The organism is Prevotella histicola, assembly GCF_055385135.1.
The window spans coordinates 622918-637486 of record NZ_AP043794.1; the positions used below are offsets into that span (position 1 = coordinate 622918).

At 34.6% G+C, this 14569-nt stretch carries 15 protein-coding genes and 3 pseudogenes; 10 read left to right on the top strand and 8 right to left on the bottom strand.

Going from position 1 to position 14569, the window contains the following annotated elements; genetic code table 11:
• The first annotated feature begins 138 nt into the window (after positions 1-138).
• The gene (locus ACZ48L_RS11185; protein WP_025792977.1) at positions 139-567 is read left to right on the top strand and encodes a hypothetical protein; all 429 of its coding nucleotides are present in this window, start codon (positions 139-141) and stop codon (positions 565-567) included.
• Between the two features lie 16 nt (positions 568-583).
• Here ACZ48L_RS11185 and ACZ48L_RS11190 read toward each other — a convergent pair.
• Positions 584-904 (bottom strand): annotated as a pseudogene (locus tag ACZ48L_RS11190) (transposase); the annotation flags it as partial.
• A gap of 297 nt (positions 905-1201) precedes the next feature.
• Here ACZ48L_RS11190 and ACZ48L_RS11195 point away from each other — a divergent pair.
• From ACZ48L_RS11195 to ACZ48L_RS11220, 6 genes are all read left to right on the top strand, one after another.
• Positions 1202-1708 (top strand): hypothetical protein, encoded by a 507-nt coding sequence (locus tag ACZ48L_RS11195; RefSeq protein ID WP_242401769.1) that lies wholly within the window; start codon positions 1202-1204, stop codon positions 1706-1708.
• Between the two features lie 199 nt (positions 1709-1907).
• Complete coding sequence (locus ACZ48L_RS11200; protein ID WP_025792973.1) at positions 1908-2144, top strand: hypothetical protein; 237 nt, start codon at positions 1908-1910, stop codon at positions 2142-2144.
• Positions 2145-2154: 10 nt separating this feature from the next.
• Positions 2155-2766 (top strand): hypothetical protein, encoded by a 612-nt coding sequence (locus ACZ48L_RS11205; RefSeq protein ID WP_219524907.1) that lies wholly within the window; start codon positions 2155-2157, stop codon positions 2764-2766.
• A 243-nt stretch (positions 2767-3009) separates the two neighbouring features.
• Positions 3010-3588, top strand: a complete 579-nt coding sequence (locus ACZ48L_RS11210) for a hypothetical protein (RefSeq protein ID WP_025792972.1) — start codon at positions 3010-3012, stop codon at positions 3586-3588.
• A gap of 162 nt (positions 3589-3750) precedes the next feature.
• Positions 3751-3927: a hypothetical protein gene (locus ACZ48L_RS11215; protein ID WP_159102223.1), complete on the top strand. Its 177-nt coding sequence runs from the start codon at positions 3751-3753 to the stop codon at positions 3925-3927.
• Complete coding sequence (locus ACZ48L_RS11220) at positions 3924-4466, top strand: hypothetical protein (RefSeq protein ID WP_044114048.1); 543 nt, start codon at positions 3924-3926, stop codon at positions 4464-4466. Before ACZ48L_RS11215 ends, ACZ48L_RS11220 begins: the two co-directional genes overlap by 4 nt.
• A gap of 37 nt (positions 4467-4503) precedes the next feature.
• Here ACZ48L_RS11220 and ACZ48L_RS11225 read toward each other — a convergent pair.
• From ACZ48L_RS11225 to ACZ48L_RS11245, 5 genes and pseudogenes are all read right to left on the bottom strand, one after another.
• Positions 4504-4737: pseudogene (locus ACZ48L_RS11225) on the bottom strand (transposase); the annotation flags it as partial.
• 26 nt (positions 4738-4763) lie between these two features.
• Positions 4764-5105, bottom strand: a complete 342-nt coding sequence (locus ACZ48L_RS11230; RefSeq protein ID WP_025792968.1) for a hypothetical protein — start codon at positions 5103-5105, stop codon at positions 4764-4766.
• A 113-nt stretch (positions 5106-5218) separates the two neighbouring features.
• Positions 5219-6262, bottom strand: coding sequence for a T9SS type A sorting domain-containing protein (locus tag ACZ48L_RS11235; protein ID WP_025792966.1), 1044 nt, complete (start codon positions 6260-6262; stop codon positions 5219-5221).
• Positions 6259-6495, bottom strand: coding sequence for a T9SS type A sorting domain-containing protein (locus tag ACZ48L_RS11240; RefSeq protein WP_148295469.1), 237 nt, complete (start codon positions 6493-6495; stop codon positions 6259-6261). The genes ACZ48L_RS11235 and ACZ48L_RS11240 overlap by 4 nt, the downstream gene beginning before the upstream one ends.
• Positions 6496-6827: 332 nt before the next feature.
• Positions 6828-7147, bottom strand: a pseudogene (locus tag ACZ48L_RS11245) (transposase); the annotation flags it as partial.
• A 625-nt stretch (positions 7148-7772) separates the two neighbouring features.
• Here ACZ48L_RS11245 and ACZ48L_RS11250 point away from each other — a divergent pair.
• From ACZ48L_RS11250 to ACZ48L_RS11260, 3 genes are all read left to right on the top strand, one after another.
• Positions 7773-8519: a hypothetical protein gene (locus ACZ48L_RS11250; RefSeq protein WP_242401768.1), complete on the top strand. Its 747-nt coding sequence runs from the start codon at positions 7773-7775 to the stop codon at positions 8517-8519.
• A 54-nt stretch (positions 8520-8573) separates the two neighbouring features.
• Positions 8574-9263 carry a hypothetical protein gene (locus tag ACZ48L_RS11255; RefSeq protein WP_025792962.1) on the top strand — a complete coding sequence of 230 codons (690 nt, stop codon included), beginning with the start codon at positions 8574-8576 and terminating at the stop codon, positions 9261-9263.
• 685 nt (positions 9264-9948) lie between these two features.
• Positions 9949-12237, top strand: a complete 2289-nt coding sequence (locus tag ACZ48L_RS11260) for an outer membrane beta-barrel family protein (RefSeq protein WP_314696290.1) — start codon at positions 9949-9951, stop codon at positions 12235-12237.
• Between the two features lie 353 nt (positions 12238-12590).
• On the opposite strand, the gene ACZ48L_RS11265 is transcribed toward ACZ48L_RS11260, so the two are convergent.
• Both ACZ48L_RS11265 and ACZ48L_RS11270 read right to left on the bottom strand, forming a co-directional pair.
• Positions 12591-14201 carry a fimbrillin family protein gene (locus ACZ48L_RS11265; RefSeq protein WP_025792961.1) on the bottom strand — a complete coding sequence of 537 codons (1611 nt, stop codon included), beginning with the start codon at positions 14199-14201 and terminating at the stop codon, positions 12591-12593.
• A 25-nt stretch (positions 14202-14226) separates the two neighbouring features.
• The gene (locus ACZ48L_RS11270) at positions 14227-14388 is read right to left on the bottom strand and encodes a hypothetical protein (RefSeq protein ID WP_199897306.1); all 162 of its coding nucleotides are present in this window, start codon (positions 14386-14388) and stop codon (positions 14227-14229) included.
• Between the last annotated feature and the right edge of the window lie 181 nt (positions 14389-14569).

Below are 14569 nucleotides of genomic sequence, written 5' to 3' on the forward strand. Positions count from 1 at the left end.
TGACTGGCATTGTGGTATTAATAGTGACAAGAAAGCACTAAGTGCAGGAAGTCTTTCATTGGGATGGGCTGACTATCTGTTCGGACCATCACTTCTAATACCAGGCATAATAGATATTTATCAACTAAAGCAATAAATATGAAAACATTAACTACAATAGTGCTTATGTGTTGCTGTATATTTTCAAGCTGCAAGCACGATGGCGATTTTTGCCATTATACTATAACATTCTATAACAATTCCGATAAAGAGGTTTATATATCCCCTTCTCTGGATTATCCTGATACAGTAAATGTTCCCAATTACCATGTGTTAGGTTTACCTGATATCTATAAAATAGCACCGCACGATTACAATAAGACTGCATTAGAAGTTCGCGATTGTTATGAAAAGACACTGAGAATCCATGAAAATGGAAAGATGGACACTCTGATGTTATTTGTTTTTGATGCTAACATATTGGAAACGAACAAAAGATACGATTATAATGCTGTGTTGCAAAGGATAGATGTGAATATTGAGGATTTAAGGAAATTGAATTGGATATTATCTTATCCTCGTAAATAACGTGAGTTCGACAAATTCAGAATAATGCGAGCTGTGTGTCAATGGTCCTTTGTACATTGATGCACGGCTTCTTTGGAAACAAGTAATAGGCAGCAATTGCCCCTAATAAATTGACGATGAAATTGTCAAAGCATCTATGTCTGGAGTGTTCCACCTGCACAATGCTCTTAAGTTCATCATTCACCGCTTCAATAATGGCTCTTTTTCTGAGTAAAAGTCTGTCTAAAACACTCATTAACGTTCCTTTCATGTTACTCTTTAATTTGGTAATAAGCTGTATTCCGTCAACGAATAGCCTTTGAAAGAGGTTCTTGCCGATGTAGCCCTTGTCTGCATAACGTCTACCTTTGACATCATAGAATTACGATGATATTTTCTTTTTCTGGTAGGTATTAGCGTGTATTTGCTGTCATTGCATCAAAAAACTTGCAGAAGTTATCTGCCATACAAAATATTTCAGTAACTTTGTCCTCGGTGGTCATAGCGATTTTTGTTTGTAACTGTTTGTTTATTAGCTCCTTAAATTTATAACAAATTTCGCTAATCGCCAAATTTATAGACACTTATAATTCGTCGAACTCACGTTATTTATGTACAAAAATCAGTTATGGCAGTGTTATTCAATTTGTATACTATGAGGAAGATTATTTTATCGACTACTTTGATAATATTAATTATAAATGCTTTGTCTTCATGTAATTGTTTTTATAAACGAAAGACTTTAAGAATTGCTAATAGTATATCTGCAGCAGAATCTCAAGGGCGAGGTGCGCTTGTGTCTATATATAAAACGGATAGAACTACAATAGTATTTGATAGTATATGTATTCACATAAAAGGATCATTTGTAGAACATCCGTATAATTACAGAGATTACAATAGTGAAGCATTAATAGTTGATAGAGATAGCTACCAATTTATAATTATTTTATCAGGTAGTGATAACTTGCAAAGCAAAGGTTATGGAGAAACTTGGGAAATAGATAACATTCCTGCATTTGAAGCACCGTACACGCTTAATTATTATTTTGAAAGGCAAGTTCCACCCGATACCATTGTGGTTACAATCTATGACATTCGTGATTTACCTAAGAAAAAAGTTATAAAGGAAATATCTTTTTACAAGTCACAATCACAATAGAGAACAGAATGTATAATATTAAAACAGCAAGACTATGGTAAACCATATATCGATTGTTTGAACTTACCCATACAAGGGTTTGCCCCAACACCCATATAAGGGTAACGGGCAATACCCTTATATGGGTATTAAAAGCCGTAAGCAATAAACAGGAAAGAATAGTGTTTTATATAGTTGATAACCATAAACAATTAAGAACATGCGTAGAAGTACTGGACGTTTTGAAATTCATATGAACACTATGGGATGGAAAATCTCCAATGAACATTATACGAAATGGAAGAAAAATGTTGGAAAATCTTTTAAAGCACCTCAAACTCGCGTTGCTCCAATGAATCTTGCTGGTGAGAAAAAACGTAATATGAATGCTGGAAAAACAAGATTAAAATCAACAGCTGTATACGGAAGAACTATTTTTTGGAAAGAAACTAAATAAAAGATTAATAATGAGATTTTGTGCTATATTGATACTTTCTGTGATTTCAATTCTAAATAGTTTAGAATTGAAATCACAAACTGTTGTAAAAATTTTAAGCAATGGTTGTAAGGTAGAGAGAAGTTTATTTCTAAACGAAAAAAAAATCGGGGTGTATAATAAACGAGGTAGATTGGTTAAATTGTCCGCAGATGATATCAAATATCAAAAGATATTTTTAGATCAATCTTATAGCCTGATTGATTATGGAATAATTCTAAAATATCCCGAGGTCATATATAAAGATGCGTGTATTATTGCTGATATTTTGTCAAGTTATGACCCAAGCGAAATCTTATCGTTTACAAAGCCTATAGGGGAGCGAAAAAAGATTTCTATACAAGATATCAATAAGTATTACACGTACCTTGATGCCAGTGTTGACTATGTATTTAGTATTAACATTATAGTCAAGGATAGTCTTATTACCCAATATAGTTATACTTACAAGCCCAATATGTCTGACGTCATTATTTCATATACATGTGTATTTACTTATGATAAAAATAATCGAATAGTAAAATTAGAAAAAATATATAGACGACACTATGAAACAAAAGAAATTATATATGAAAACAAATAACACACGATTTTTGGTAATGCTCCAAATGGGGAGTTGTCAAAATAAAAAGAACAACAAACCTGGCACGAAAACGCAAGCCACAATAGCTATAGAAAACAGAATGTATAACATTAAAACTGCAAGTCTATAACTATATATATAGTTTACACTTACCCATACAAGGGTATATTCCAACACCCATATAAAGGTAACGGGCAATGAGGATGTATCAATTTTGACACACCCTCTTATAAAAGAAGATATATGTGCAGATTTTTTTTACTATTTTGTTTTATAAGCGGCATCAACAGTTATTATAATGCAAAAGGCTTATCGCACAATATAAGTCAGGGCTTTGTAAGAGACACAATCTATACAACCTTTGAAAAATATGATAGGACCGTTGTGAGATATGAAAATAAAATTGTTAATCATATAAAACAAAAGGTTGTTATAATAGCAAAAGACAGAAATAATATCTGTAAGTCAGAAATTCTTTTTGTGGGGAGTATTCTCAATTCAGATAATGACACTATATCCTTTTTAAAAAAAGAAGATACATTTGGGCTAAAAGAAAGTCCTCATTCATCTGGAAATATTATTGTGTATAAAAATAGAATAAGACAAGGTTATTACTCAAATTTCTCCAAAGGTTTTTTTGTAAAAGTTGAAGATAATATTTTACATATAAAGGATGTGATGGAAGAAGATTTGAATGGGCAGCCTGTTCTTGGAATCCTCAATTTAATAAACTTTAAAGAGGAGATACCTCACAACATTTTTATATATTTAAATCAAGATGATGGAGACGAATATGTTTTTCATAAATATAACGATAAATAAGTTTCCTACAATTTAAAGTGGTAATTGTATATAGATATAATCGCGCATTTCCCCCATGAGGCGAAGACAATATCTATTGCAAACATTCCAGTGGCTAACGATAAATAAAAGAACATAGAACAAGCATTAACAAATGCGCTCCATAAGTTTGGCTGGAAGGATATGATTTCAGAAAAATACAGTAATAAATTATTGCCTCATACAAGTTCTGCAAGAGATAGGAGAATAGGAAGTAATCATTCCAATCATTTGCACTTACAAGGATTCAAACCCAATATAAAAACAGTAGAGTATATAAATGCTATTCCTGAAGTAGTTGTTATTGGAAAACGAAAATGAAAAAAACACTCCTTATATTGATTATTTTATCACTCCCCTTGATATCTAAGGGGAGTGATAACCTTGTTGCTGTTCTTTACTTAAAAAACGGCAGTTACGTATCATCTGATAGCGTATATACATTTCTTAATTTAGATGGAACTCTGTTTGATGAATTAAGATCAAGGAATGGCAATGAACCAACGTGTCTGAAAATAGATAGGGATAATGCGGTCTCATATTATCCGGATTTAATGATTTACGTCTTCTTTTGTAAATTATCACCAACCAGAAAGGTCCTTGTTAGGGTTGGTAATGATTGGAAAATATTAAAAACAAATAGTCCTTTTACAGTCTTACCTACGAAGAGGTATCTTTTATCCTTAGATATTCAGTTAAGAGTTGGTGATATTTTATACGATAAAAGAGATAAGGTGAAAGTAAAAAGATGTATAACACGTCATATTATTGACGCAAGAGGAGATTACGTCGCAGTTGAAATAAAGAAAAGGAAGTTATGGTTTCGATGGAAGAGACATTATCAAGTGATCCCTGATTGATTATTGTATAACTAATATTAACGTGAGTTCGACGAATTCAGAACAATGCAAGCAGTGTGTTAATAGTTCTTTGTACATTGATGCACGGCTTCTTTGGAAACAGGCAATAAGCAGCAATTGCCCCTAATAAGTTGACGATGAAATTGTCAAAGCATCTATGTCTGGAGTGTTCCACCTGTGCAATGTTCTTAAGTTCATCATTCACCGCTTTAATAATGGCTCTTTTTCTGAGTAAAAGTCTGTCTGAAACGCTCATTAACGCTCCTTTCATTGTATGTTATGACAATATCAGGTTTATTAAAAAAAATCAACATTGGTAATACTATCAACATAAGTTACATTATGCCCACTATAATGCTCAGCTAAAAGAACATATTTCATTCTACTTGACAGGAAAGTCTCGAAATTGGCAAAGTCATATGTTGTAGATTGTACTTTTGAAAGTAAATTCATGTTATTAGTCCCTCTAATATTGCCTATTTTGGCGAGAATATTTATAGGCAAAGAGTTTGGAAGTTGCTCTTCCCATATCTTACATGCATATTCAAATGCACCTCTCATAGAGTTATCCCAAAGTTCTTCGGGTTCATAAGTTACTTTAAACACTGTACCACCGTTAATTTGACGTACAATAGGCACATCTGTACGTTTTTCAATGTATTGGTCTAAGGCATACGAATCAGATTCTGTACTAGTTTGCCCCTGTGATGCTATTGTTTACATCGTAAGTAGCAATAAGAATAATGATTTTTTCATTTTTTGATAATTTTACATGAAACATACTTCCCTGTGGTAAGTAAAGCTTTTACATAATATAATCCTTTCGGTAAAAAAGAAATATCAATACAATTTGAAATTGTAGCACTTAGGACAAGATGACCTTCTGGAGAAAAGATCTTTATAGGAATTCCAAATCCAGAATTTGTATTGATATATATATTATTATTTTTATACGAGATGATATGATATACAGCATCATAATTCAAACTCTTTATATTTGTTGATTGGTTAAAATGTTCTATTGCAGATATAACATTAGAATCATTAATCAATTCTGTAGTATGTATTGTATCCATAGAAAAAACACTTCCATATTTATTAAGACTCATAATTTTGTAATACTGTCCCCAGTCCGCTTCATTGTACTGAATTGAGTATCCACTATCATTATCTGCGAAATTGATAGGAATATATACTAATGTATAATCTTCTGGAAATGTATTAAGAAATAAACTATCTTTTGTAGATTGAATTCGGACTAAGAAGCACTCGTCCATTGAATGTGAGGTAAAAGATACAGTTAGTTTTGCCTGATCATTATAGCAACATTGTTCATAGTTGAATGTGCCTTCAAGATTGGATCTAATAATTTTAGGTATAGATGGTAATACATTTACAAATATTGACATACTATCAACAACAACAGATTTATTATACAAAAAAATCACTGCATGATAATATATGGATGAATCTTTGCTACTTTCAATGCGCCTATATATTAAATCATTTTGTTTGAATAACGATGGAGTTATCGTAAAGTAAAAAGAATCATTTGTTACACTTTCTTTCATTAAAGGTGCGAATCTATTATCTTGCAACTCTATGCATAATTCCCAATCTAAGTTGTAATTTTCTTCACTATCAGGTTTAATTTTAAAAGACAGCAAATCTCCATCAAGAAATGCATGATCTGAAGTCACCTTATCGACATTATTGACAACTATATATCTGTCTAATACTTGGGCACTAGATACTATAGAATATATAAAGAAAGAGAGAAGAATAAAAAATCTCATTTCAAAAGCTTTGATGATTTGACTAGTGTATCTCCATTATAGAAATTCAATATATATATGCCAGAAGACATACTTATGGTTTCTTTAATATCTTTGATGGTCTTCAGGTAGAAACCATTAGAATTATATACTTTAATAGAAGTAATATTCTCTGTTGCCTTTTGGGGAATTATTCTGTTCGAAAGTTTTCTCTTTGCCGAGTTCGAAAGTGGAGGTAATTCTATGGTGTATATATCACTTCCATATTTATTGTATTATTACAGTAGTTTGGTAAAAAGTTGGTTATCAATCGCAATTTGCGAAAGACCTTTTAGTCGACTTTTCTTCATGTTATTTAAATTTTGTTGTTCCATTTTTGAATTATGTTTTTTGAAAAACAGGTTTGTATTTGCTGACAAATGTAAGTAATAAAAATCAAACTTCCAAATTTTCATATTCTTTTTACAACTGCCCTATAAAACTTTTTTCTTCTTCCCATTTTATAAGAAAGATTGCCTTTAAAACGATCATTTTAGGCATTATCCCTCCTATTATTTGACTAATTCTTAACGTGAGTTCGACAAATTCAGAATAATGCAAGCTGTGTGTCAATGGTCCTTTGTACATTGATGCACGGCTTCTTTGGGAACAGCTAATAGGCAGCAATTGCCCCTAATAAGTTGACGATGAAATTGTCAAAGCATCTATGTCTGGAGTGTTCCACCTGCGCAATGTTCTTTAGTTCATCATTCACCGTTTCAATAATGGCTCTTTTTCTGAGTAAAAGTCTGTCTGAAACACTCATTAACGCTCCTTTCATGTTACTCTTCAATTTGGTAATAAGCTGTATTCCATCAGCGGAAAGCCTTTGAAAGGGCTCTTGCTGATGTAGCCTTTGTCTGCATAACGTCTACCTTTGACATCATAGAATTACGATGATATTTCCTTTTTCTGGTAGGTATTAGCGTGTATTTGCTGTCATTGCATCAAAAAACTTGCAGAAAACGTCTGCCATACAAAATATTTCAGTAACTTTGTCCTCGGTGATCATAGCGATTTTTGTTTGTAACTGTTTGTATATTAGTTCTTTAAAGTTACAACAAATTTCGCTAATCACCAAATTTATAGACACTTATAATTCATCGAACTCACGTTAACACTACTGCTTTAATGTCTTTCCTAAACCCAAATCTCTAAGTTTGCAATATGAATTACAAACTTAGAGATTTGGGTTTAACTTTATAGATAAATTTAATAAAGAGAAAAGCAAGTTAATGAATCTGCAAATCTTAGTACATAAAAAAAGGAATCTGTACCTTTGTACACATAAACCAAATAACTTTTTACAACATAAAATAGGCGTTCTGATGACCGAATATTTTGAAGATTATCAGCTTCTAAGGGTTAAAGACCACTGGGTAATACAATATTATCTGATAAAGCATCAGAACTGTTATTAGCGAAAAACAAATAACACTTTACGTGAAATAACCTCCCTCTTCCTATTATTTATTAAATTAGAAACACAAAAATGATGAAACATCCCAAATCAAAGTTATTTATTGCGCTCGCATGTTTAGTCCTTCCACTTTTGTTTGCTTCATGTTCAAAAGATGAAGAAAACGCAAACGACCACATGCCTTTTGTTCCTATCGAACATCATGATTTCACAGCTGATATCCTGCAACCTAATATTAATTATTCAATTCCTATCCAAAGAGACGATGCTGACGATTTCTATTCTAAGGCTGTGGGCACATACGAGGGTACGCTAACCGTTTATGACCCTAAAACCAAACAGGTAATTCCTTCTAATTTTGATAATCATGTAAGCGTCCAACTCGAATTAGACTTACATAAGTTTAAACTGAATCCTGTTCCACTTCCTTTTACATTATATGCGTTAAAGAAGGACCAATATGCTTATGACATACTATACAAAATAATCAAAAATAAAACTTGGTGGAAGGAAGACAAGCTACGTGATGACCCCACAATACTCATTGGAAGAAACAAGAAAAATCCTTCAGAAGTGGCATTCCAATTGTATGACCCATATATGTTATTCTCACATTCATTCTATATCCAGCAGGATCGTTATGACTTGGTTCGATTGATTTTTAATATCTGTGGAACTATCAACAATACAACGAAAGAATTAACGGTTTACATAAAGCCTTCGGGTGCCTTGTTTCATGACGGTATGGTTAAAAACAATAAAATAAAAGCCGAATTCAACGACGTTTATTTTATATGTAAATTAAAGAAGGCAGCATAGGATAAACTAATTTCCCTTTTACAAAAAGAATAAACTATGATTAAAGAATAGATTATGAATAACAAGAATCAATACAACCTACTTTTCGCTCTTTTTCTACTGTTGGTAGGCAGCTTTGCCGTTTCATGTACGAAAGACGATGACGCTACGACAGACAACACCTCTAATTTTGCACCTATCAGTAGAGAAGAAGCAGTTAAAATACAGAATTCTTTACCCGGTAAGTATAGAGGTAATGTGCATGTTTACGACCCTTCAACCAAGAAAAATTATTATTCCAATTCAAGGCTTGACCTCGACTCTCTAATCATATACGATGACTACAGAGTTATCTATAGCCTTTTAACATTGCCACGCGACACGTATGAGCGGTTACACAATATTGACAAAACTGGGATAAACGATACACTACCAGGAATATATACTAAACGAGACGAAAAGAATTATTTAGGACTTGAGGGAATTCGTTTCAGCAGTCGCAACCAACAAGACAGTTGCGTATATCGGTTTGAAGTATCACGAGGGATAGTTGCCTTTATAGACCGAGGTCACAAAACAAAAAAAAATAGGATACTTAGAACTTATTTTAACGGCTACGGATATTATAATGTAAAAACAAGTAAGTTCAAAATTTATCTTCTTCCTTACAATGCATACGTAATACCATATTATGATACCTTTCAAACCACAAGAATTCCACTCACAGGAAGATATCTGGTTTATGAACTCACAAAGGTTCAATAAGGCGGACTGGTCCGTTAACTTTTGTCAGATAATTTCATAATCTAAAAATCAAAAGGGCGTTAATTCCATTCGAATTAACGCCCTTTTCGCTTATAAAAGATGCCCTTTAAGACGCTTACTAACGCCCTTTTGAAGTCCAATAAAGCCCCTTTTGCTTTACGGTTTTATAACTATTTGATTTTCTGTTGGTTGTAGAGTCGCTCTTTAACTGTTTTTTGTATGCTTTTTAAAGTGATTTGTTTAAGGGAGTGTAATGTTTTTTCAGGGTGGGGAAATGCGAGTAGACAAGTTAACGAGTTGCTTGCTAAGAAAGATAGGGTAATAGAAAGACAGAGTAACAGAGGAACAAGTTTTTAGTTAACAAGTAAACCAGTTGACAAGTTAACGAGTTGTTTGTCTACTTGCTGACCTATGCACTCAAAAACTCGTCACAAAAACGTTCTTATGTTACTCTGTCTTTTATTTACCCTGTCTACAAACAACTTGTAAACTCCATACTCATAAAATTATCAACTCAACATAAAAAATGACGTAAAAACAGCAACATATTGTTTTTATTGATATTTTTTACTACTTTTGTACCTTAGTATAATATATGTTTTATAAACCTAATATAAAAATACTATGTAATATGATAATGGTAAAATCTTTACATTCAATTTTGCAGTTCACACCTATAAGTTTTATGTTTCTTTTACTATCGAGCCAGCCTATGTATGCCCAGCAATGGCAGCTGAAGGGGAGGCTGGTGGAGAAGGTCAACAGGACTACTCCTTTGGATGCCGCCGAGATATTAGTAAGCCCTCTTGGCGGGGATGTCACTTCCTGCAGCTTATCGGATGAAGAAGGCAGGTTTGCTCTTTCGCTTTCTTCGGGCAAGTATGTGTTCAGATACCGACAGTTGGGCGATATTCTAAAGACCGACACCCTCGATGTGCAAGCCGACACCGATTTGGGTGATATTCCTTTAATAATAAAGAAATACACAATGAAGGAGGTAACGGTTACCTCTCAGCGCAGAATGCTTAGTCAGAAAGCCGGAAAACTTGTATATTTAGTTCAGAACAGTCCTTTTGCCCAGGGGTTCAGTACACGCGATTTACTTCATAATATCCCTCGCATAGACCCGACAAGCGAGGAGATAAAGATAATAGGCAAGAGCAATGTTCTTGTATTGGTGGACGGACACAGGGTTAATTTGGAGGGAAAGGATTTGGATATGTATTTGCGTACGTTACCCTCTGAGAACATTAGTAAAATAGAACTCATTACAAATCCTTCTGCCAGATTTGATGCTGCGGGTAACAGCGGAGTGCTGAACATTATCCTAAAGAGCAAGCCAGTAGGTTTTGATGGAAAAATTCACACATTGCTGACACAACGCACTCATTTTGCAGCCGAGGAGGGAGCTGACTTGTCGTTCTCATCAGGTAATTTTTCGGTAGAGTACAAAGTCGACAACTCCAACGAGAAACGCCCTCAGAAGATGGAAAGTTCTTACATCTATCCGACATACACACGTGTTACGAACGATTATACCCTTAACCGCTTTGACATATTGAGCCAGAATCTTAATAGCAGCTATCAAATAGGGCATGTAAAAATAGGATTCTTTTCCACTCTCAACCGTTCCCGTAATAAGGGCTTTCACAGGGGCGAAATGAACTTCAGTGATGGTTCTTATCCGTCGAACACCTATTCGGAGCAGACTCACGACAAGTATCGTTTGGAAACGATTTCCCCTTATGTGGAATGGAAGCTGGACAGCATAGGTAAGAAGCTAACGCTGAATTATAATTACATTCATTTAAGCGATGATGTCAACCAAGTGTACGATTCTGGCTCGGCTCACCTCTTTTCGAGCAGTTGGGACAATTACAGTAATGTGGTGAATACTCTCAGCGCAGACTTAAACCTTCCCTTTACGTGGCTGAACTTTGAGGTGGGTGGCAAGTACTCCCATTTCAGAACGAGCAACATTTCGGATTACGGAGGCAGCAATGGTTTCTTGTTCAAGGAAACAATAACGGCCCTCTATGCAGATGTTCACCGGAACTTTGGTCCTTTTTATGCCAAGGCAGGGTTGCGCTATGAGCATACAAGCAATAATGGGATAACGCTTGGCGGTTTAACCGTTTCCAATAAATATCATCATTGGTTTCCGTTCGCAGAGTTTTCCTATAATCCTTCCGACGACCATTCCTTCTCTTTAGGATATAGCAAGCGAATCGACCGGCCAAGTATGAACAATATGGATCCCACAAAGGTTTATAGCGACACTTATTCTTACTCGGAAGGAAATGACAGGCTTGTTCCGTCCATCATGGATAATTTAGAGTTTAACTATGTCTTTAAGGGAAACCTTAATGTAGATCTGTACTACTATCACACCTCTGACGCCATACAGAGCCTGAGACAAGTGGTTGATGATTTATATACCAAGTATTATCCCAAGAACTGCCTAACCATAAACACCTACGGCGGAGATGTTAGTTATAATTTCTCGTGGGGTAAATTCAACTTGTATACAAGTGCCTCTATGTACTATCTGAAGGCCAAGTCTATGGCAGAAGAACTGGATGATTCGGATTTGAAGAGTTTGAACACGACTCTCTCTGCAAATCTTAGTTATCGCTACAAGGCTATGACCATTTTTGCAAATTATTATCATGTATTTCCAGGAGTGGAAGAATCTTTTCATACCGGGAATATCGATTGCTTAGGTTTGGGCTGCAAAATCAATCTCCTAAAGAATAAGCTCTTGCTGAATGTTCTGGCGCAGGATATCTTTGGAGGTACCAAAGCTCATAACCGAGTGGCATACAACGATTATATGTTCAGAAATAACATAGATAATGACAATACTTCGTTACGTGTAGGGTTAACGTATAATTTTGGAAAGCATAAAGCCAAACGAACGGATGTAAATATCAATAACAGCGAAATGAATCGCCTGCCGGATATTAAGAAATAAAAATAAGAGAGATGAAAATTATTCAAAGTTTTTGGACTGGGTAGATTCAAGTACCAATTGCGAATTTACTGAATCTTTTTGTTAAAAACAAATGTTGGTGATTTAAACATTAATTTTTCTCTTGGTCTCCTATTAATTTGTTCTGTATATATGCCAAATACTGTATAGATATCGTGTTTATATTGAATCCTTTTGGTACATATTGTTTTACTTTCATAATCTTAGATGATTTTTATATTATACTCTCTTTATAAATGTGTTCTCTACATTCTTATTCAATAAAGGTTCCAGATGAAAAAAGAGAGGCTTGGTATTGTTTCCAGCCTCTCTTTTACTTACATTATTGTGGGGACCTATTCAAATTTCTGTACCTGCATGCCTACATAACGTTCATAGTAACTACGTACATAGACATTATCTATGTCCGATTCATCTATCGTAAAGCGAAGACAGTTGGCTGATATGACCTTACCATAACCTGCACTTCTGTCACCATTGTTAACTGGATTTGGTGTACTTGCCCAGTAATAGCCACTAACTCCTAAACCGGTTAATTTCCCATCAGTGTATTTTCCAAGTGCTGGAAGATAGAAATAACTACTTCTTACTGATGCTTCTGGTTTGCCAGAGATATCTACACTAAATGGAATATCTAAACCTAAATTCCACGTAAATGTACCTGGATAGCTCATCGCAGAACTAAAATTAAAAATTTTGCTCTGTTTCTTTATCCAGATGCCTCCTACATAAAGATGGTTTGCAAATACCCATAAAGTTGTTTTATCCAATTGTGGAGATGCTGCTTCACTAACATACCATGTAAGTGCTTCGAAGGTCGGCTGATCCTTGCATGAGTTTATAGCCTTTGTCTGGACATTTTTCGTGAATGCAGTATTGTACCATCTTGAGTCCGCTGATGATTTTGCATAGTTTGTATTTGCAGCGTTGTTGAGTAAAGGCTGACTGGTCTCATACCCATTCCAATAATTGCTCTTTGCATCCCACATGTAATAATCGGTCTTGCGAGAAGTATATGTCGCCATGCCAAGGTCAGTACTGATTTTCTTATTCTTTCCAGCAGTACATGTTATACCACTATATGTATATGAAATAGTGCTATTTGTACCAGTTACGGAATCATATAGAGTATAAGTAACCTTAAAGGTTGAGTAAGTTCCTGGAGCTACAACCATTATGGCTGCATTCTTAGATGCTGTAGCGGTAGTAGGAATAGGGAAACCAGTTGTTGAACTTGTTCCGTTCAAAGTCAAGGTTACACTGTTAGAAGAAGAAGAACTAATTGCAGTTCCTAAACCGTTGTCGCTAAAATTGAACGTTCCAGCAAGGCTTTCACCATTAGCCGCTGTAACATTGATTTGTGTTACTACAGCAGAAGCAGCCAACTCCTCTTTTGAGTAGTATGGCATAAATGTTATGTACGAAGCCTTATGACTGAGATTAAACTTATAGGATCCATCTGTTTTGCGTGTTGCAGTACCGACACCGCAGTCTCCAACAGTTCCTAACTGAGTCGCATTGTTGGCTTCGTCCTGATTCTGACTTGTTGCTATTGTAACAGTGTTACCTGAAGTGCTTGCTTTCCCTGTGTATCTAACAGGATAGCTCGCTGCCGTATAAGTTCCATCGAAATAGAACTTTGCAGAAGCTGTTGTTGATGTAATATCGTTGGAACTACTTGCTGTTAGTGTAGGAGATGATGTAGAGCCACTATTTACCCAAATATTGTCATCTGTAGTCCAGTAGAAATCTACCCCTGAGCCATCATAAACGCCTGAGGTACGTGTCTTAGCCTCTGAAGTAATAGAGAAAGAAGTCTTACCTGTTAAATCCTTATCCTTAGCACTATTGTTAGAATCCGCGTCACTTACATTGTCATTAGAACAAGCCGTCAGCCCCATAAGCAAGCATGTAGCAAACAAACTTGTGAACTTGTTAATCTTCATAATTCTTATTGATAATTATTTTGAGTTAATCTGGGTCAACATCAAACGTGTTACTGTTGTCATCATCTGCCTTTTCGTGATCAGACTTAAAGGGTGAGTTTGTACCCATGATTGGTTCTGCCAATACAGGAATAACTGAAAGCTCGGGGCGACAGTATTCCTTTTTTACATAACTTTTTCTTTGCATATCTGTTTTTTTATATGATTATATCCTCTCTAATCTACATGTGGCATCTCTGTAAATCACATTATTTATTAATAGATGTCATCGATTTGGTAGGGCAAAGGTATTTATAAATTTTTAGATAAATAATTTTTTTCTCTATAATTTAGACAATAAAGGTTATGTTTATAAAATCTTAACTAAC

What these genes read in the sequence shown, in the direction of transcription:
- ACZ48L_RS11235 (WP_025792966.1), bottom strand. Translation starts at nt 6,262, where the DNA reads ATGAGATTTTTTATTCTTCTCTCTTTCTTTATATATTCTATAGTATCT.
- ACZ48L_RS11255 (WP_025792962.1), top strand. Translation starts at nt 8,574, where the DNA reads ATGAATAACAAGAATCAATACAACCTACTTTTCGCTCTTTTTCTACTG.
- ACZ48L_RS11185 (WP_025792977.1), top strand. Translation starts at nt 139, where the DNA reads ATGAAAACATTAACTACAATAGTGCTTATGTGTTGCTGTATATTTTCA.
- ACZ48L_RS11270 (WP_199897306.1), bottom strand. Translation starts at nt 14,388, where the DNA reads ATGCAAAGAAAAAGTTATGTAAAAAAGGAATACTGTCGCCCCGAGCTT.
- ACZ48L_RS11220 (WP_044114048.1), top strand. Translation starts at nt 3,924, where the DNA reads ATGAAAAAAACACTCCTTATATTGATTATTTTATCACTCCCCTTGATA.
- ACZ48L_RS11210 (WP_025792972.1), top strand. Translation starts at nt 3,010, where the DNA reads ATGTGCAGATTTTTTTTACTATTTTGTTTTATAAGCGGCATCAACAGT.
- ACZ48L_RS11215 (WP_159102223.1), top strand. Translation starts at nt 3,751, where the DNA reads ATGATTTCAGAAAAATACAGTAATAAATTATTGCCTCATACAAGTTCT.
- ACZ48L_RS11195 (WP_242401769.1), top strand. Translation starts at nt 1,202, where the DNA reads ATGAGGAAGATTATTTTATCGACTACTTTGATAATATTAATTATAAAT.
- ACZ48L_RS11250 (WP_242401768.1), top strand. Translation starts at nt 7,773, where the DNA reads ATGATGAAACATCCCAAATCAAAGTTATTTATTGCGCTCGCATGTTTA.
- ACZ48L_RS11265 (WP_025792961.1), bottom strand. Translation starts at nt 14,201, where the DNA reads ATGAAGATTAACAAGTTCACAAGTTTGTTTGCTACATGCTTGCTTATG.
- ACZ48L_RS11200 (WP_025792973.1), top strand. Translation starts at nt 1,908, where the DNA reads ATGCGTAGAAGTACTGGACGTTTTGAAATTCATATGAACACTATGGGA.
- ACZ48L_RS11205 (WP_219524907.1), top strand. Translation starts at nt 2,155, where the DNA reads ATGAGATTTTGTGCTATATTGATACTTTCTGTGATTTCAATTCTAAAT.
- ACZ48L_RS11260 (WP_314696290.1), top strand. Translation starts at nt 9,949, where the DNA reads ATGTTTCTTTTACTATCGAGCCAGCCTATGTATGCCCAGCAATGGCAG.